Origin of the sequence: Methylobacterium frigidaeris (assembly GCF_022179185.1) — a bacterium.
Taxonomy (GTDB): Bacteria; Pseudomonadota; Alphaproteobacteria; order Rhizobiales; family Beijerinckiaceae; genus Methylobacterium; species Methylobacterium frigidaeris.
Window position 1 is genome coordinate 145,465 of sequence record NZ_BPQJ01000014.1, and the last position, 16,602, is coordinate 162,066.

Annotated in this window: 13 protein-coding genes; 7 read left to right on the forward strand and 6 right to left on the reverse strand. The window is 70.8% G+C overall.

All coding sequences use genetic code 11. The annotated features are described in order from the left end of the window. Window positions 1-101: 101 nt before the first annotated feature. Window positions 102-1,040, reverse strand: a complete 939-nt coding sequence (argB, locus tag MFF64_RS16540) for an acetylglutamate kinase (protein ID WP_099902584.1) — start codon at window positions 1,038-1,040, stop codon at window positions 102-104. A 291-nt stretch (window positions 1,041-1,331) separates the two neighbouring features. Between argB and MFF64_RS16545 the strand changes: the two genes are divergently transcribed. Further along, complete coding sequence (locus MFF64_RS16545) at window positions 1,332-1,541, forward strand: hypothetical protein (RefSeq protein ID WP_099902582.1); 210 nt, start codon at window positions 1,332-1,334, stop codon at window positions 1,539-1,541. Between the two features lie 18 nt (window positions 1,542-1,559). Here the strand turns inward: MFF64_RS16545 and MFF64_RS16550 are convergent, their stop codons facing one another. Then, window positions 1,560-2,336, reverse strand: a complete 777-nt coding sequence (locus MFF64_RS16550) for an MOSC domain-containing protein (protein ID WP_238191580.1) — start codon at window positions 2,334-2,336, stop codon at window positions 1,560-1,562. 332 nt (window positions 2,337-2,668) lie between these two features. Between MFF64_RS16550 and clpB the strand changes: the two genes are divergently transcribed. Continuing rightward, a complete protein-coding gene (gene clpB, locus MFF64_RS16555; RefSeq protein ID WP_099906612.1) occupies window positions 2,669-5,305 on the forward strand; it encodes an ATP-dependent chaperone ClpB in 2,637 nt (878 codons plus the stop codon). Between the two features lie 51 nt (window positions 5,306-5,356). Here the strand turns inward: clpB and MFF64_RS16560 are convergent, their stop codons facing one another. Continuing rightward, the gene (locus tag MFF64_RS16560; protein ID WP_099906610.1) at window positions 5,357-6,061 is read right to left on the reverse strand and encodes a haloacid dehalogenase type II; all 705 of its coding nucleotides are present in this window, start codon (window positions 6,059-6,061) and stop codon (window positions 5,357-5,359) included. Between the two features lie 161 nt (window positions 6,062-6,222). Here MFF64_RS16560 and MFF64_RS16565 point away from each other — a divergent pair, with 161 nt between their 5' ends. Next, the gene (locus tag MFF64_RS16565; RefSeq protein WP_238191583.1) at window positions 6,223-6,432 is read left to right on the forward strand and encodes a hypothetical protein; all 210 of its coding nucleotides are present in this window, start codon (window positions 6,223-6,225) and stop codon (window positions 6,430-6,432) included. Between the two features lie 378 nt (window positions 6,433-6,810). Here the strand turns inward: MFF64_RS16565 and MFF64_RS16570 are convergent, their stop codons facing one another. Both MFF64_RS16570 and MFF64_RS16575 read right to left on the reverse strand, forming a co-directional pair. Further along, complete coding sequence (locus tag MFF64_RS16570) at window positions 6,811-7,470, reverse strand: YoaK family protein (RefSeq protein ID WP_099906608.1); 660 nt, start codon at window positions 7,468-7,470, stop codon at window positions 6,811-6,813. A 14-nt stretch (window positions 7,471-7,484) separates the two neighbouring features. Next, window positions 7,485-10,226 carry a bifunctional acetate--CoA ligase family protein/GNAT family N-acetyltransferase gene (locus MFF64_RS16575; protein WP_238191585.1) on the reverse strand — a complete coding sequence of 914 codons (2,742 nt, stop codon included), beginning with the start codon at window positions 10,224-10,226 and terminating at the stop codon, window positions 7,485-7,487. A 428-nt stretch (window positions 10,227-10,654) separates the two neighbouring features. Here MFF64_RS16575 and MFF64_RS16580 point away from each other — a divergent pair, with 428 nt between their 5' ends. Both MFF64_RS16580 and MFF64_RS16585 read left to right on the forward strand, forming a co-directional pair. After that, on the forward strand, window positions 10,655-10,981 hold the full coding sequence (locus MFF64_RS16580) for a hypothetical protein (RefSeq protein WP_099904982.1): 327 nt from the start codon (window positions 10,655-10,657) through the stop codon (window positions 10,979-10,981). A 176-nt stretch (window positions 10,982-11,157) separates the two neighbouring features. Then, complete coding sequence (locus MFF64_RS16585) at window positions 11,158-12,063, forward strand: peptidylprolyl isomerase (RefSeq protein ID WP_099904984.1); 906 nt, start codon at window positions 11,158-11,160, stop codon at window positions 12,061-12,063. Between the two features lie 108 nt (window positions 12,064-12,171). Here the strand turns inward: MFF64_RS16585 and MFF64_RS16590 are convergent, their stop codons facing one another. Continuing rightward, window positions 12,172-14,106, reverse strand: coding sequence for a bifunctional sugar phosphate isomerase/epimerase/4-hydroxyphenylpyruvate dioxygenase family protein (locus MFF64_RS16590; protein WP_099904986.1), 1,935 nt, complete (start codon window positions 14,104-14,106; stop codon window positions 12,172-12,174). A gap of 183 nt (window positions 14,107-14,289) precedes the next feature. Between MFF64_RS16590 and MFF64_RS16595 the strand changes: the two genes are divergently transcribed. Continuing rightward, window positions 14,290-15,153, forward strand: a complete 864-nt coding sequence (locus MFF64_RS16595; RefSeq protein ID WP_238191587.1) for a shikimate dehydrogenase — start codon at window positions 14,290-14,292, stop codon at window positions 15,151-15,153. A gap of 74 nt (window positions 15,154-15,227) precedes the next feature. After that, entirely contained in the window at window positions 15,228-16,565 is a 1,338-nt protein-coding gene (locus MFF64_RS16600; protein ID WP_099904084.1) for an MFS transporter, read from the forward strand. The last annotated feature ends 37 nt before the right edge of the window (window positions 16,566-16,602 follow it).

Consider the following 16,602-nt stretch of genomic DNA (forward strand, 5'->3'; position numbering starts at 1 on the left):
GCCCCGGACGCCCAAGATAGGCGAGGCGGGCCGGAAGGGAAGATGAAAGAAAGATCTCACAGACCGGGCGGCCGTCAGGTCGGCCGCCCGGTTCGTCGCCGTCAGGACCGCCGGATCAGCGTGCCGGCGCCGTAATCGGTGAACAGCTCGAGCAGCACCGCGTGCGGCACCTTGCCGTCGAGGATGACCACGGCCTCGACGCCCTGCTCCAGGGCGTAGATGCAGGTCTCGATCTTCGGGATCATCCCGGCCGTGATGGTGCCGTCGGCGATCAGCCGGCGGCAATCCTCGATCGACAGTTCCGGGATCAGCTTCTTGTTCTTGTCGAGCACGCCCGGCACGTCGGTGAGGAGCAGGAGGCGCTTGGCCCGCATCGCCCCGGCGATGGCGCCCGCGAAGGTGTCGGCGTTGACGTTGTAGGTCTGGCCGTCGCCGCCCACCGCCACGGGGGCGAGGACCGGGATCAGCTCCGCCTTGAGCACCGCGTCGAGCACCGTGCGGTCGACATGCTCGGGCTCGCCGACGAGGCCGAGATCGACGTGGCGCTCGATGTTCGAATCGGGATCCATCACCGTGCGGGCGGCGCGGCGGGCCCGCACCATGTTGCCGTCCTTGCCGCACAGGCCGATCGCCTTGCCGCCCTCGGCCGAGATCCAGCCGACGATCTGCTTGTTGATCGAGCCGGCGAGCACCATCTCGACGACCTCGACGGTGGCCTCGTCGGTGACGCGCAGGCCCTCGCGGAACTCGGACTTGATGCCGAGCCGGTCGAGCATGCGGCCGATCTGCGGCCCGCCGCCATGGACCACCACGGGCTTGAGGCCCGACTGCTCGAGGAGCACGATGTCCTCGGCGAAGTCCTCCGCCGCGGCGCGGTCGCCCATGGCATGGCCGCCATACTTGATGACCACGACCTCCTCGTCATAGCGCTGCATGTGCGGCAGCGCCTGGACCAGGACCTCGGCCCGCACGTGAACGTTGGGTAGCTGGACGTCGGGCAGCTGGACGTTGGGCGCTTTGTCCGCTCCGGTATCGCTCATCGTGGCGGGTATCCTCTCGCAAGGTCGGGCCGCGGCGCGAGGCCGAGGATGGCGCGGGGTTCTACGCATCATCGCGCGGCGTGTCACACCGAAATCTCGCGAGATCTCGCGCGTGAGACCTCGCCGGCGGATGCCCGATGCGATGGCCGCGTTCCCTCAGGCCGCCGGGTTCTGGCGGCGGGACGCGACGGTTCGATGACGGTCGCCGGCACGCGTCCGGGTCGGCGTCGTTTTACCCATGCTTAACCACGTTCGGAACATTCTGGGGATGGTCCACCGGATCTCCTGACGATGCGCCTCGCCGATTCGCTCCTGCCGCGTCCCGCCCTCACCAACCCGTCGCTGCTGGCCGCGACGGTCACCTCGCTGAGCCACCGCGCCGCCAGCCGCCAGGACCTCTGGCGCCTGCTCACCGACAGCTACACGGTCGACCTCGATGAAGTGGCCGCGGTGCTGCCGCGCCAGGAGCCGGAGCCGGCCTGGCTGCCGTCGAAGCGCTGAGCCGGTCGTCGGCCTCGGTCAGCGCATCACTCGCAGCACATCCCCGGCCCGCACCTCGCCGCCCGCGACAACCTCGGCATAGATGCCGCAATCGGCGTGGCCGAGGGTCTTCTGCAGGGCCTCCGGGATCGCGAGATCGCGCTGGCCGGTGACGGGGTCGACGTTGGTGGCGGCGCAGCGCACGATGCGCTTGGTCACCTTCAGGCGCAGGCCCGCATCGGTGACGAACTCCGTCCCGACGAGGTCGAGTTCGGCGAAGGCGGGAAGGCCGGTGACGTGCAGGTTGCCGCGGAAGCGCAGCGGGTCCACCGCCGCCCCGACCATGCCCTCGACCGCCGCCACGCTCGCCAGGTTGATGAGCGAGACGAAGCCGCGGGGTGAGTCGGTGAAGCGGTAGCCCTCGCGCGCGGCCAGCACCTTGGGCGGGCCGCGCAGCTCCTTCGGGACGAAGCGACGGAAGAACGCCTCGATGGCGAGCCGCCCCTCCGGCGTCGCGAGATCGCCGCGCGCCACCTCGCGCTCGCCCTCGCGGATGACGAGGACGCCGGTGGCATCGTCGTAGACAGTCCGCAGGCGGGCCAGGGCCTCGTTGCGCATCAGCATCAGGTACTTGATCTTGGGCTGATGCACCGGGGCGGCGGGGTCGAAGCCGCTCGGGCCGTTCTCGACCGCGAACAGCCGGTCGCCCGGGAAATAGCCGCCGGCCTTGAGCGAAGCCGAGGCCAGGGGCTCGGGCGAGAGACCCTTCACGGGGTAGCGGTGGAGGGCGGTGACGGTGAGAGCAGCCTGCGTCATGGCCCTTGGGTAACGGAATTCCGGCCCCCTGAAAATCGGGTGCGACGGACTTGGGCGAGCGGCCGCCGAGGTTCCTGCCGAGTCCCCTGCCGAGTCCCCTGCCAAGTGCCCCCGCCAAGTGCCCCGCCAAGCCATCCCTCGGCCGCATGCCTCCGACCTGCAAATCGCGGCGCCCGCCCCTTGTGTTACCGATATGTCACACCACATGGGGTGGGCCGGTTGCTTCCTGGAAGGACCGGCGCCTGGCGCGCGATCGACGCGCGAGGGCAACCCCCCGGTCCCCCATCGCCTCTTCGCGAGGGCGGGAGGACCGGCCAAGGAGGAGCGAACGCATGAATTTCGAAAAATACACCGAGCGGGCGCGGGGCTTCGTGCAGGCGGCGCAGGCGCTGGCCCTGCGCGAGGGCCATCCGCAGCTGGCGCCCGCCCACGTGCTGAAGGTGCTGCTCGACGATCCCGAGGGCCTGTGCGCAGGCCTGATCGACCGCGCCGGCGGCCAGTCGCGCGTGGCGCTCGCGCAGACCGAGGCGTGGCTGTCCAAGCAGCCGAAGGTGTCGGGCGGCGCGTCGCAACCGCAGGCGACCCGCGAGCTGATGCGCCTGTTCGACACCGCCGAGAAGGCCGCCGAGAAGGCGGGCGATTCCTACGTCACGGTGGAGCGCCTGCTGCTGGCGCTCGCCGTCGAGAAGGACACCGACGCCGGCAAGATCCTGGCGGCGGCGGGCGTCACCGCGGCCTCGCTCAACGGCGCCATCAATGCCCTCCGCAAGGGCCGCACCGCCGACAACGCCACGGCCGAGAACGCCTACGACGCGCTGAAGAAATACGCCCGCGACCTCACCGAGGCGGCCCGCGAGGGCAAGCTCGACCCGGTGATCGGCCGCGACGAGGAGATCCGCCGCACCATCCAGGTGCTGTCGCGGCGCACCAAGAACAATCCCGTCCTCATCGGCGAGCCCGGCGTCGGCAAGACCGCCATCGTCGAGGGCCTGGCCCTGCGCATCGTCAACGGCGACGTGCCGGAATCACTTCGCGACAAGCAGCTCCTCGCCCTCGACATGGGCGCGCTGATCGCCGGCGCGAAGTATCGCGGCGAGTTCGAGGAGCGCCTGAAGGGCGTGCTCTCCGAGGTCACGGCGGCCGAAGGCCAGATCGTGCTGTTCATCGACGAGATGCACACGCTGGTCGGGGCCGGCAAGGCGGACGGGGCGATGGACGCCTCGAACCTGCTCAAGCCCGCGCTCGCCCGCGGCGAGCTGCACTGCGTCGGCGCGACCACCCTCGACGAGTACCGCAAGCACGTCGAGAAGGACGCGGCCCTCGCCCGGCGCTTCCAGCCGGTCTTCGTCTCCGAACCGACCGTCGAGGACACGGTCTCGATCCTGCGCGGCATCAAGGAGAAGTACGAGCAGCATCACGGCGTGCGGATCCAGGATTCGGCGCTGGTGGCGGCGGCGACCCTGTCGAACCGCTACATCACCGACCGCTTCCTGCCCGACAAGGCGATCGACCTCGTCGACGAAGCGGCCTCGCGCCTGCGCATGCAGGTCGATTCGAAGCCGGAGGAACTTGACAGCATCGACCGCGAGATCGTGCGGCTGAAGATCGAGGCCGAGGCCCTGAAGAAGGAGACCGATTCCGCTTCCCGCGACCGTCTGGTGCGTCTGGAGAAGGAACTCGGCGACCTCGAGGAGCAGTCGGCCGCGATCACCGCGCGCTGGAAGGCCGAGAAGGACAAGCTCGGCCGCGCTGCGGAGCTGAAGAAGAAGCTCGACGAGGCCAGGAACGACCTCGCGGCGGCGCAGCGCCAGGGCCAGTACCAGAAGGCGGGCGAACTCGCCTACGGCATCATCCCGGGGCTCGAGCGCGAGCTCGCCGAGATCGAGGCCAGGGGCGCCGACGGCACCCGCGGCAACGGCTCGGGGATGATGGAGGAGGCGGTGACGCCGAGCCACATCGCCGGCGTGGTCTCGCGCTGGACCGGCGTGCCGGTCGACAAGATGCTGGAGGGCGAGCGCGAGAAGCTGCTCGGGATGGAGGCGGCGCTGGGTAAGCGCGTCGTCGGCCAGCACGAGGCGGTGGTGGCGGTGGCCACCGCCGTGCGGCGCGCCCGCGCCGGGTTGCAGGACCCGCACCGGCCGATCGGCTCGTTCATGTTCCTCGGCCCCACCGGCGTCGGCAAGACCGAGCTGACCAAGGCGCTCGCCGGCTTCCTGTTCGACGACGACACCGCCCTCGTGCGCATCGACATGTCGGAGTACATGGAGAAGCACGCGGTGGCCCGCCTGATCGGCGCGCCTCCGGGCTATGTCGGCTACGAGGAGGGCGGCGCGCTGACGGAAGCCGTGCGGCGCCGGCCCTACCAGGTCGTGCTGTTCGACGAGATCGAGAAGGCGCATCCGGACGTGTTCAACGTCCTGTTGCAGGTTCTCGATGACGGTCGGCTCACCGACGGGCAGGGGCGGACGGTCGATTTCCGCAACACGCTGATCGTCATGACGTCGAATCTCGGCTCCGAGTACCTCGTCAACCAGCCGGAGGGCCAGGACACCGACGTGGTGCGCGACGACGTGATGAACGTGGTGCGGTCGCACTTCCGGCCCGAGTTCCTGAACCGCGTCGACGAGATCATCCTGTTCCACCGCCTGCAGCGGCAGGAGATGGGGGCGATCGTCGACATCCAGCTTGGGCGCCTCGCCAAGCTGCTCGAGGACCGCAAGATCACCCTCGAGATCGAGCCCGACGCCCGCGCCTGGCTCGCCGAGAAGGGCTACGACTCGGCCTATGGCGCGCGCCCGCTCAAGCGGGTGATCCAGAAGGCGGTGCAGGATCCGCTCGCCGAGCAGATCCTGGCCGGCCGGGTCCATGATGGCGAGACGGTGCCGGTGCGCCTCGGCCCCGCCGGGCTGTTCATCGGCGACCAGGCGGTCGCCACCGAGCGCCGGCCGGCGAACGCCCTGCTGAATTAAGGGCGTCCCTCAAGGGGCCCGCCTTCCGACCGGAGGCGGGCCCTTTCTTCGTCAGCAGCCGAGCCGGCGGGCGAGATCGGAGAGATCGGACGCCGCATGATCCACCGGCACCAGAGGCGCCGGCTCGCCGGTGCCCGGGCCGCTCTCGTCGGGCCGCGCGACATGGGCGGTGGCGAGGCCGCAGGCGGCCGCCGCCGCGAGGTCGGACGAATGGGCCGCCACCATCATCACCTCGCCCGGCTGGAGCCGCAGCGCCTCGACGGCGCGAAGATAGACGGCGGGCTTCGGCTTGTAGTCCTGAGCGAACTCGGCCCCGAGCACCGCGTCCCAGGGCAGGCGGTTGCGGCGGGCATGCGCGATGGCGAGGCGCACATGCGCGTTGGAGCAGGGCGCCAGCAGGTAGCGTTCGCGGAGACGCGCCAAGGCGTCCGGCACGTCCGGCCAGGCGTCGAGCCGGTGCCAGGCGAGGACCAGCTCGCGGCGCGCCTCCAGCGGCACCGCCTCGGCGAGGCCCAGGCCGGAGAGCACGCCCTCCAGGCTCTCGCCGTGCAGGGTGTCGAGGTCGGCGTACGCGCGGGCGCCCTGGCGGATCGGCTCCATGCCGGGCTGGTAGCGGTCGCGCCAGGCCCGCGCGAAGGCGCCCCCGTCGAGGTCGGGCCGGAACGGCGCCAGGATCCGCGCCGCCTCCCGGGCGACGCCGCCGTGCCAGTCGAGCAAGGTGCCGAAGACGTCGAAGATGAGGGCCTGGATCGCCATGCTGACCGCCTCCCGGGATCGGATGTTATCTCTCGGACTTATCGGCCCGGAGCCCTCCGCTTCAAGGCCGCTCATCACCATCGGGTGAGCTGGGGCGGCGCACCGGGTGGAACTGACGGAAATTCACCATCTGTTAACGATGCCGTCAGAGCATGCCCGGCATGTCGATCCCCCGCAAATCACCCCCGATCCCGAAGCACGAAACGGTTCCGCGCAACACCATCCTGCGAGACCAGGTAGAAACCTTGCGGCAAACTCTGCGGTCCCGGCCGACGATGATCGAAGAATGGGAGCAGGAGATGCGGCGGGATGATTCGGCCGAGCTGGCCGTGATGCGGCTGACACGGCTGAAAGTCAGCGGCAAGATGTAAGGAAGACTTTGAGTGCCTACACGCAAGCGGCGCAGGCGCGGGCTGTATCTCGCACAACGGTTGATCACGCCGGAGAGTGCCTCCGATTTCGTCCCGCTGATCTGAGATGATCGTTCGATGCTTGACGCTGCGATCGAACTATCTGTTCGATATCCGACGAATACAGGCGCGGCGCTGACGGCCTCGAAGGGCCCGCCAATGCGGGGATGAGGCTCGAATCATGCTCGTGGGCACGCGCCCGGCTCTAGCGCAGCCCGGGACAGCACGCCATGGGCGTTGGCCTCTCGGCCACCTGAATCTCACGCCCCGCCGCCGGCAGGGGGATTGAGGACTCGGCTCTGCTGTGCGCGTGCCGGACGCTGTGCGGATCTCGTCCCGTCACGCGGCCGCGCCGCCTCGGACCGCTCGACCGACCGCGAGCGCCAGCACCAGCCCGACGCCCGTGACCGGCACGACCAGCGCCTCCAGCCCGTAGCCCCGGTAGGCTAGGCCCCCCGCCACGGCCCCGCCGACGAGGGCGAGCCAGGTGCAGGCATCCGGCACCCACCCGAAGGCCGGACCTGCCCGCGTCGCCGCCTGGGCCAGGGTGTGGCTGAGGCTGAACAGGGTGCCGGTCACGAAGGTGACGCCGGGGCGAAAGCCCGCGCTCCGGCGCAGGGCCGCGTTCTGCGCCCCCATGGCGGCGGCGAGGAGCGGCGCCACCGGCCCCTGGACCGGGCTGAGGGCCAGCGAGAGCGCCACCGCCAGGAGCCCGGCCTCGACGGCGAGCACGGCGGCCGGGCCCCAGCGCCCGGGCACGCGCAGCGAGACCAGGCTGCCGCAGAACCCGCCGGCCAGGAAGGACACGAACAGGAGGCCGATCTCCCAGGCGACCGGGTGCCCCGTCTGCGCCAGCGAGACCGCGAACTGGGTCGAGTTGCCGCTCATGAACGAGGTGTAGAGCCCGTCGAGCCGCAGGAAGCCGACGGCATCGACGTAGCCCGCGGCGGCGGTGAGCAGCAGGCCGCCGGCGATGTCGAGGGGAGGGGTGTCGCGCATGCGGGAGCAGGGTCTCAAGGGGCGGGCGCGGCACTCTCCTCCGTCAGCGCGCGCCGCACCAGCATCAGGTCGGGATCGGAGGGATCCGTCCTCAACCTAAAGCCGAGCTTGCGGCACATCGCCAGCATGGTGGTGTTCTCGCGCAGGACCTGGCCCTCGACGACCCTCAATCCCTCGGCTCTCGCCCAGTCGAGCATCAGGCCCATCAGGGCCCAGCCGAGGCCGAGGCCCTTGAGGTCGGAGCGGACCAGGATTGCGTACTCGCCGGTCTCGTGGTTGGCGTCGGCGTGGAGGCGCACCGCCCCCATCATCGTGCCGTTCGCCTCCTCGATCGCCACGAAGGCGATCGCGCGGGCGTAGTCGAGCTGGGTCAGGCGGGCCAGGAAGGCGTGGCTGAAATCTCGTACCGGCGCGAAGAAGCGCAGGCGCAGATCCTCGGCGCTGACCTGCCGGAAGAAGGCCTCGAACAGTCCCTCGTCCTCCGCCCGGACCGGCCGCACCAGGATCGCCTGGCCGTCCAGCACGATGCGGCGCTCCCAGGCGCGCGGGTAGGGCCGCACGGCGAAGCGGGCATGGCTCGGGCCGGTACCCGCGTCGCGCCGGCGCTCCGGCGGCAGCGGCGCCACGGCGGCGCGGGCATCGAGCGCGATGACGCCGTCGCGGTCGGCGAGCAGCGGGTTGATGTCGAGCTCGCGCAATTCCGGCAGGTCGGCGGCGAGCTGTCCGAGCTTGACCAGCACCAGGGCGACCGCCGCCTCGTCCGCCGCCGCCACGTCGCGATAGGCTTTGAGCCGGCGCGCCACCCGGGTGCGGCCGATGAGGTCGGCGGCGAGCCGCCGGTCGAGGGGCGGGAGCGCCAGCGCCCGGTCGTCGATCACCTCGACGGCGGTGCCGCCGCGGCCGAACACCACCACCGGGCCGAAGACCGGGTCGTCGACGAGGCCGGCGATCAGCTCGCGCGCCTGCGTGCGCCGCAGCATCGCCTGGACGACGAAGCCGGTGATCTGGGCTCCGGGCCGCTCCAGCGCCACCCGGGCCAGCATCTCGGCGGCCGCCTCCCGCACCGCCGCCTCGCTGGTCAGCCCAAGCCGCACGCCGCCGACATCGGATTTGTGCACGACGTCGGGCGAGGCGAGCTTGAGCGCCACCGTGCCGCCCGCGGCGATGATCGGCCAGGCGGCCTCCGCCGCGGCGTCGGCGTCGGGGGCGAGCGCCACCGGCTGGACCGGGATGCCGTAGGCGGAGAGGAGATCCGCCATCTCGCGCGGGTCGAGCCAGGTGCGCCCTTCGGCGAGCACGCGATCGACGATCATCCGGGCGGCGCCCGCATCCGGCACGAGGTCGTCGGGCAGCACCGCCGGGGTGGTGGTGAGATCGTCCTGCGCCGCGCGGTAGCGCACGAGATGCGTGAAGCCCTCGACCGCGTCGGCATCGGTGGCGAAGCGCGGGATGCCGGCCCGGCTCAGGATCTCGCCGGCGACGTCGTCGCCGACGGTGACGGCGAAGACCGGCCGGGCGCGGAAACTGCCCTTGCGGCCGCGGCGCACCGCCTCGACGATCTCGGTTGCCACCGCGCAGCCGCCCGAGAGGGCGGTGGGCACGTTGATGACCAGCACGGCGTCGTTGTCCCGGTCGGCGATCAGCGCCTCCAGCGCCGCGGCGTAGCGCGGCCCGTCGGCATCGGCCCCGATATCGACCGGGTTGCGCCAGGCCTTCGGGTGCGTCCCCGGCACCGCCGCCGCGAGCCGCGTCCGCGTCTCGTCCGAGAGGCCCGCCAGGGTACCGCCGAGGTCCAGCAGCCGGTCGACCGCGATGGCGCCGACGCCGCGGCCATTGGTCAGGATGGCGAGGCGCCGCCCCGGGAAGGGACGCTGGCGGCCCAGCGTCTCGACCGCCGAGAACATCTCGTCGAGGTCCTGCACCCGCAGGAGCCCGGCCCGCCGGAAGGCGGCGTCGTAGACCGCGTCGGTGCGCGCGAGGATGCCCGTATGGGTGGCGGCACGGCCGTCGATCGTCCGGGTAGTGTCGTGCCGGCCGGAGCGCAGGACCACCACGGGCTTCGCCCGCGCGGCGGCCCGCGCCGCCGACATGAATTTCGGCGCGTCGGTCACGCTGTCGATCGAGAGCAGGATCGCCCGGGTGCGGAGGTCGGCGGCGAAGTGGTCGAGGCAATCGGCGATGTCGACGTCGATCGCGTTGCCGAGCGAGACGATCCCCGAAAAACCGGTGCCGCGCGCTTGCGCCCAGGCGACGATGCCGGCCGCCACCGTGCGCGACTGCGAGATCAGCGCCAGGTCGCCGGGGAGCGGTGCCCGGGCGAGCAGGCTGGCATTGAGGGCGCTCCCTGGCACCGCGAGCCCCATGCTGTCGGGGCCGACGAGGCGCAGGGAATGCTGCCGCGCCGCCGTCCGCGCCGCCTCGGCGAGCGACCCCGGCCCGCTGCCGAGGCCGGTGGTGATGATCACCGCCGCGCCGCAGCCCCGGCGTCCCGCTGTCGCCACCACCTCCGGCACCGTTTCCGGCGGCGTGACGATCACCACGAGGTCGGCGGGCTCGGGCAGGTCGGCGAGGTCGGCGAAGGCCTGCACCCCGTCGACGCTGTCGTGGCGCGGGTTCACCGGCCAGATCGGGCCGGCGAAGCCCGCCTCGCGCAGGTTGCGCAGGATTGCCGCGCCGAACGCGTTCGGCCGCTCGCTCGCGCCCACCAGCGCCACGGAGCGCGGGGCGAGGAGCCTGTCGAAGCGGTAGGTGCTCATGGGCGTCTCATGGGCGTCCGAGATCGGCGGCGATCGGCTGGATGGCGGTTTCTGCCCGTCGGCAGGTAGGGCGGCGTGGCCAGAAGGTCACGTAATCCCCCGATCACGGCGCCCGGGGACGGTCCGACGCATCCCTTGTGAGGGCAAGCAGGACTGTCCGTGACAGGAACAGGTGCAGGGTCCCCTTCTCTCTACATGGAAGACGGGATGATGCGCGTTCTATTGCGGTCGACACCAGTTTTGCTCTTGGCATCTCTCCGGACGGTCCGGAGGGTCCCGACCGGATGACCGGAAGTGCAGGTACCCCATTGTGCATTGCAACATAATTCTATTGCGCCGCATCATGATGAATGCTTAGCTGCGGGCTCCCGGCGAATCCCGGCTTTCCGGACGCGCTCCTCGCGCCGGACAGAACCCCAGGACCACCGATGCGTCTCCTGTCCCTCACCGCCCTCGGCCTCGTCCTCGCGACGGCCGCCGGCGCGGCCGAGCTGAATCCGCGCCAGGCCCACAGCCTCGATCTCGGCCCGGTGCGCGGCTCGGCCTACTACACCGTCGAGAAGGACGGCCTGCGCGTCGTCGCCACCCTGGCGCCGACGGATGCCGCGGCGGCCACCCCGCTGCGGGTCATCACCACCCTCGGCTCCGATCAGGTGGTCAGCTTCTCGGTGCCCGGCACCCAGGACGGTGCCGCCGCCTCGGTGGCCTTCGCCCGCCGCGGCGACCGGGTCGAGGTCGCCTCGACCGGCTACTGAGCCCTCACGCTCCCGCATCCCCGCGGATCACGAGGATCCGCGGGGGCGCTGCACATCCCGGGCCCGGCCGTCGCCCTGCCGCTGCGGCGCGCGCGGCGCTTGTCTTGTCGGCCGATCTTTGCCACCTGTCCGCCGGTCCAGAACCGACATCGCGCACGGGCCCCAAGGATCACGCCATGCCGACCCTCTCCCCCCTCTGGCGCAGCGGCGCGCTCGCCCTCGGGCTCTTCTTGCCGGGCGTCGCGCTCGCCCAGCAGCCTGCGCCCGCCGCGCCGCCCGCGGCCGCTGCCCCCACCCCGTCGCCCGACACGGTCGTGGCCAAAGTGAACGGCGCCCCGATCACCGCCGGCGACCTCGCGGTGGCGGCCGACGACCCGGCCCTGTCGCTCCCGGGCGTCGACGAGGCGCAGAAGAAGGGCCTCCTCGTCGACTACATGGTCGACCTGAAGATCGGCGCTCAGGCGGCCGAGAAGGCCAAGATCGGCGACAACCCGGACTTCGTCCGCAAGCTCGCCTATTTCCGCGACAAGCTCCTCCTCGACGAGTACCTGGAGCGCGAGGCCAGGAAGGCGGTGACGCCGCAGGCCGAGCGGGCGCTCTACGACGAGACCGTCAAGGCGATGAAGCCCGAGGAGGAGGTGCATGCCCGCCACATCCTCGTCGACAACGAGGCCGAGGCCAAGAAGATCGCCGCGCGCCTGAAGGGCGGCGAGGACTTCGCCAAGGTCGCGGCCGAGACCTCGAAGGATCCGGGCTCGAAGGCCGAGGGCGGCGATCTCGGCTGGTTCACCAAGGAGCGGATGGTCGCGCCCTTCGCCGACGCGGCGTTCAAGCTCGAGGCCGGCAAGATCTCCGACCCGATCAAGACCCAGTTCGGCTGGCACGTCATCAAGGTCGAGGAGAAGCGCACCAAGCCGGTGCCGAGCTTCGACGAGATGAAGGAGCAGGTCGAGGCCTACCTGACCCGCAAGACGCAGCAGGACATCATCACCAAGCTGCGCGAGAGCGCCAAGATCGAGAAGACCGCGGCGGCGACTGCCGCCCCTGCGGCGGCGCCGAAGGCGGACGAGAAGAAGAACTGAGCAGGTCAATTCGTTCTGGCTAACAGGCAAGTCCAGAAAGTCGCGGGATCCCCTCTCCCGAGTGGGAGAGGGGGACCGCGATACGTCTTCGAAGGCCGGGACCAAGTTCTACCGCAGCACCTGCGACAGGTTCGGCCCGCGCAACGCCGCCAGCGCCGCCATCCGCACCGGGGCGTTCGGCGCCCCGTACAGGTCGTAGCCGCCCTTCCGCTGCACGATCTCGAAGTAGAACCGCTCCTCGAACGGCGTCGTGTAGAGCTGCAGGAACTCGCCGTCGCCGACCCGGTCGTAGAGGATGCTCAACGATTGCATCCGGGCGATCAGGGCGTCGTCGAGGCCGAAGCGGGCCGCGACGTCGTCGTAGTAGTTGGCCGGGATCGGCAGCAGCGTCACGCCAGCGGCCTTCAGGCCTTCGGCGGCCGCGACGATGTCGTCGGTGGACAGCGCGATATGGTGCACGCCGGCGCCCGCGAAGCTCGTCACGAGGCGGGCGGTGGCGGTGTTGCGGCTCTCCGAGATGTTGAGCGGCAGGCGCATGGTGCGCTCGGCATTCGACATCGCCTTGCTGCGCACCAGCCCGTAGGGGTCGGGCAGCACCACCGAATCCTCGGGCTCCAGGCCGAGCACCGCGCGGTAGAACAGCACCCAGGAATCGAGCTGGCCCTCGGGCAGGGCCTGCGCTACGTGGTCGACCCGGGTCAGCAGGCCTGACGGCTCGGCGCCCTCGTCCATCACGAAGTCGCGCTCGAAATCGCCCCCGGTCTGCGGGTCGGTGAGGATGATCAGGCTGCCGTCCGGCGCGCGGATCGACGGGAACGTGTTCTCGTCCGGCCCGATCCGGCCGCCGAAGCGGGTGGCGCCGTAGGATTCGGCCCGGCCGAGGGCGGCGAGCGCGTCGTCGGTGGCGATCGCCTGGGCGCAGACCGAGGGACCGTGCATCAGGAAGTAGGACGAGGCGAAGGAATCCGGCTCGCGGTTGAGCACGATGCGGATCTCGCCCTGGCCGTAGAGGGTCACCGCCTTGCTGCGGTGCTGGCCCATCCGGGTGAAGCCGAGCTGGCCGAGGAACCGCGCGAGCGCGCCCTCGCAGCGCTCGTCCACCGCCACCTCGAGGAAGCGGTGGCCGGCGATGGCCGGGGGCAGCGGCGGATCGAACAGCTCGACCCGGCGGCGGGGCCGCTTGGCGGGGGAGGGGCCCGTTTGGGGCGAAACCTGCGCGGCGGATTCCTCGGTGCGGCGCACCCGCTCCTCAAGGAACAGCAGCGAGCGGTGGCCGTCGGCCGCGGTCTGGCGCGGCGGGGCGGCCCGCATCTCGTCGTTGAAGATCTCGAGCGAGATCGTGCCCGTGTAGCCGCAGGCCAGGACCGCCTGGAGGAATCCCGGCACGTCGAGGTCGCCCTGGCCCGGCAGGCAGCGGAAGTGGCGGCTGAGCGTCAGCGGGTTCATGCCGATGCGCGGCGCGTCGGCGAGCTGGACGAAGAACACCCGCTGGCCCGGCAGGCTCGCGATGCCCGACCAGTCGTCGGGGAGCGCGAGCGTGTGGAAGCTGTCGAGGATCAGGCCGAGATGCGGGTGGTTCGCCCGCTCGACGATGCCCCAGGCGCGGTCGAAGGTGCGCACCTTGGTGCCCCAGGACAGGGCCTCGAAGCCGATCTTCAGGCCTCGCTTCGCCGCGCGCTCGGCGAGCTGGTAGAGCTGGTCGGCCATCCTCGCGTCGTCGTCCGAGACCTCGGTGCCGACATTGGAGCAGACCAGGATCAGAGGCGCGCCCAGCTCCTCCATCAGGTCGAACTTGCGCTCGGCCCGGTCGAGGTTGCGCTTCAGCTGCTCGTCCGAGACGCCCTCGAAATCGCGGAAGGGCTGGAACAGGTCGATCGAGAGGCCGAGGTCGGAGGCGTAGCGGCGCACGTCGCGGGCGGCGCCGGTATGGAACAGAAGATCGTTCTCGAAGATCTCGACCCCGTCGAAGCGCGCCGCCGCGATCGCCTCCAGCTTCTCGATCAGCGTGCCGCTCAGCGACACCGTGGCGATCGCCTTCCTCATCGCGCGCTCTCCCGTTCTCTGCCGGCTCTCCATCGCAAACGGGGCCGGCTCCGTCGAGACCGAAGCGGCAGCCGAGCGGCTCGCCGTCTTTCGGGGTTGACATGAACGTACTGGTTCGTACATTTGAATTCAAGCGCGTCGCAATCGCGCCACCTGAGGAACGCGACGAGAGAGGAGCCCGTGATGGGCACAGCCCCGAAATCCGTCCTGGCCGGCCTGATCGGCAACGGCATCCAAGCCTCCCGCACGCCTTCGATGCACGAGCACGAGGGCGACGCGCAGGGCCTGCGCCTCCTCTACCAGAAGATCGACCTCGAGCGCTTAGGGCTAGGCGCCGATGCCCTGCCCGAGCTGCTGCAGGCCGCCGAGCGGATGGGCTTCTCCGGTCTCAACATCACCCATCCGTGCAAGCAGGCGGTGCTCGCCCATCTCGACGAGCTGTCGCCCGACGCCGCGGCGCTGGGCGCCGTCAACACCGTCGTGCTGCGCGACGGCAAGCGCGTCGGCCACAACACCGACTGGTGGGGCTTCGCCGAGGCGTTCCGGCGCGGCCTGCCGGACGTGGCCCTTACCCAGGTGGTGCAGCTCGGCGCCGGCGGCGCCGGCGCGGCGGTGGCCCACGCGCTCCTCACCCTCGGGGTCAAGGACCTCGTCCTCAACGACATCGATCCGGCCCGGGCCGCCTCGGTCGCCGCCTCCCTGTGCGAGCGCTTCGGCGCCGGCCGGGCGCGGGCCTGCACCGACCTCGCGGCGGACGTCGCGGCGGCGGACGGCCTCGTCCACTGCACGCCGACCGGCATGGACAAGTATCCGGGCCTGCCGCTGCCGGTCGAATACCTCCATCCCGGCTTGTTCGTCGCCGAGATCGTCTACTTCCCGCTCGAGACCGCGCTCCTGCGCGAGGCGCGGCGGATCGGCTGCCGCACCCTCGACGGCGGCGGCATGGCGGTGTTCCAGGCGGTCGAGGCGTTCCGGCTCATCACCGGCCTGACCCCGGATCCGGAGCGGATGCTCCGCCACTTCGCCGAGCTCGGGCGGGCCGCCTGAGACGTCTCCCATCCGCAACCATGCGGCCCGAGCCAACGGGCCCGCCCTCTCCCTCTCCTCACAGGAAACGCCCGATGTCCTCCTCCATCTTTCCGGGGGCCGCTGCCGCGGTCGCCGAGCCCGAGGCCGTGAAGACTCCGAATAAGGCCGCGCTCGCAAGCTGGATCGGCAGCGCAGTCGAATACTACGACTTCTTCATCTACGGCACGGCTGCGGCGCTGATCTTCCCGAAGCTGTTCTTCGCGCCGAACAACCCGCAGGCGGCGGCGATCGCCTCATTCGCGACCTTCGGCGTCGCCTACATCACCCGGCCGCTCGGCGCGGTGGCCCTCGGCCATGTCGGCGACCGCTTCGGCCGCAAGAAGGTGCTCACCTTCACGCTGCTCCTGATGGGCATCTCGACCTTCATGATCGGCTGCCTGCCGACCTACGACCAGATCGGCATCCTGTCGCCGATCCTGCTCGTCATCGCCCGCCTGCTCCAGGGCATCTCGGCCGCGGGCGAGCAGGCCGGCGCCAACTCGATGACCCTCGAGCACGCGCCCGCCAACAAGCGCGCCTTCTTCACCAGCTTCACCCTGAGCGGCACCCAGGCCGGGTTGATCCTCGCGACGCTTGTCTTCCTGCCGATCACCCAGATGCCCGAGGCGCAGATGATGTCCTGGGGCTGGCGCATCCCGTTCTTCCTCAGCGCCGTCGTGGTCGCGGTCGGCTTCTGGGTCCGCCGCACCCTGCCGGAGACCCCGGTCTTCGAGAAGGAGCAGGAGGAGCACACCCACGAGAAGGCGGGCCTGCCGGTCGCGATCCTGTTCCGCACCCAGTGGGCCGACGTGCTGCGGGTGATCTTCGCGGCGCTCGTCTCGGTGGTGAGCACGATCTTCAGCGTCTTCACCCTGTCCTACGCCGTCAACACGATGCAGATCGACCGCTCGACGATGCTGACGGTGCTGATCCTGGCGAATGTCGTGGCGCTCGGCGCAATCCCGGCCTTCGCGGCGCTCTCCGACCGGGTCGGCCGCCGCCCGGTCTTCATCTTCGGCGCGCTCGGCTCCGCGGCGCTGATCTGGCCCTACATGTGGGCGATCAGCCAGGGCAACCTGCCGCTGATCTTCTGCTTCGGCATCCTGCTCTCGGGCGTGGTCTACAGCGCCGCCAACGGGGTGTGGCCGTCGCTCTACGGCGAAATGTTCGACACCAAGGTACGCCTGTCGGGCATGGCGATCGGCACGCAGATCGGCTTCGCGCTGGGCGGCTTCGCCCCGGTGATCAGCGCCGCCCTGCTCGGCACCGGCCCGACCGGCTGGGTCCCGGTAGCGCTCTTCGTCACCGCCACGGCGGGGATCGCGGCGGTCTCGATCTTCACGGCGCGGGAGACCTATCGGACGCCGATGGAGATGCTCGGCAAGCGCTGAGGACGGCGCCGACAACCTGTACAACTCAGGCTGTCCC

Coding starts and splice junctions, on each gene's coding strand:
- argB (WP_099902584.1), bottom strand. CDS start 1,040: ATGAGCGATACCGGAGCGGACAAAGCGCCCAACGTCCAGCTGCCCGAC.
- MFF64_RS16545 (WP_099902582.1), top strand. CDS start 1,332: ATGCGCCTCGCCGATTCGCTCCTGCCGCGTCCCGCCCTCACCAACCCG.
- MFF64_RS16550 (WP_238191580.1), bottom strand. CDS start 2,336: ATGACGCAGGCTGCTCTCACCGTCACCGCCCTCCACCGCTACCCCGTG.
- clpB (WP_099906612.1), top strand. CDS start 2,669: ATGAATTTCGAAAAATACACCGAGCGGGCGCGGGGCTTCGTGCAGGCG.
- MFF64_RS16560 (WP_099906610.1), bottom strand. CDS start 6,061: ATGGCGATCCAGGCCCTCATCTTCGACGTCTTCGGCACCTTGCTCGAC.
- MFF64_RS16565 (WP_238191583.1), top strand. CDS start 6,223: ATGTCGATCCCCCGCAAATCACCCCCGATCCCGAAGCACGAAACGGTT.
- MFF64_RS16570 (WP_099906608.1), bottom strand. CDS start 7,470: ATGCGCGACACCCCTCCCCTCGACATCGCCGGCGGCCTGCTGCTCACC.
- MFF64_RS16575 (WP_238191585.1), bottom strand. CDS start 10,226: ATGAGCACCTACCGCTTCGACAGGCTCCTCGCCCCGCGCTCCGTGGCG.
- MFF64_RS16580 (WP_099904982.1), top strand. CDS start 10,655: ATGCGTCTCCTGTCCCTCACCGCCCTCGGCCTCGTCCTCGCGACGGCC.
- MFF64_RS16585 (WP_099904984.1), top strand. CDS start 11,158: ATGCCGACCCTCTCCCCCCTCTGGCGCAGCGGCGCGCTCGCCCTCGGG.
- MFF64_RS16590 (WP_099904986.1), bottom strand. CDS start 14,106: ATGAGGAAGGCGATCGCCACGGTGTCGCTGAGCGGCACGCTGATCGAG.
- MFF64_RS16595 (WP_238191587.1), top strand. CDS start 14,290: ATGGGCACAGCCCCGAAATCCGTCCTGGCCGGCCTGATCGGCAACGGC.
- MFF64_RS16600 (WP_099904084.1), top strand. CDS start 15,228: ATGTCCTCCTCCATCTTTCCGGGGGCCGCTGCCGCGGTCGCCGAGCCC.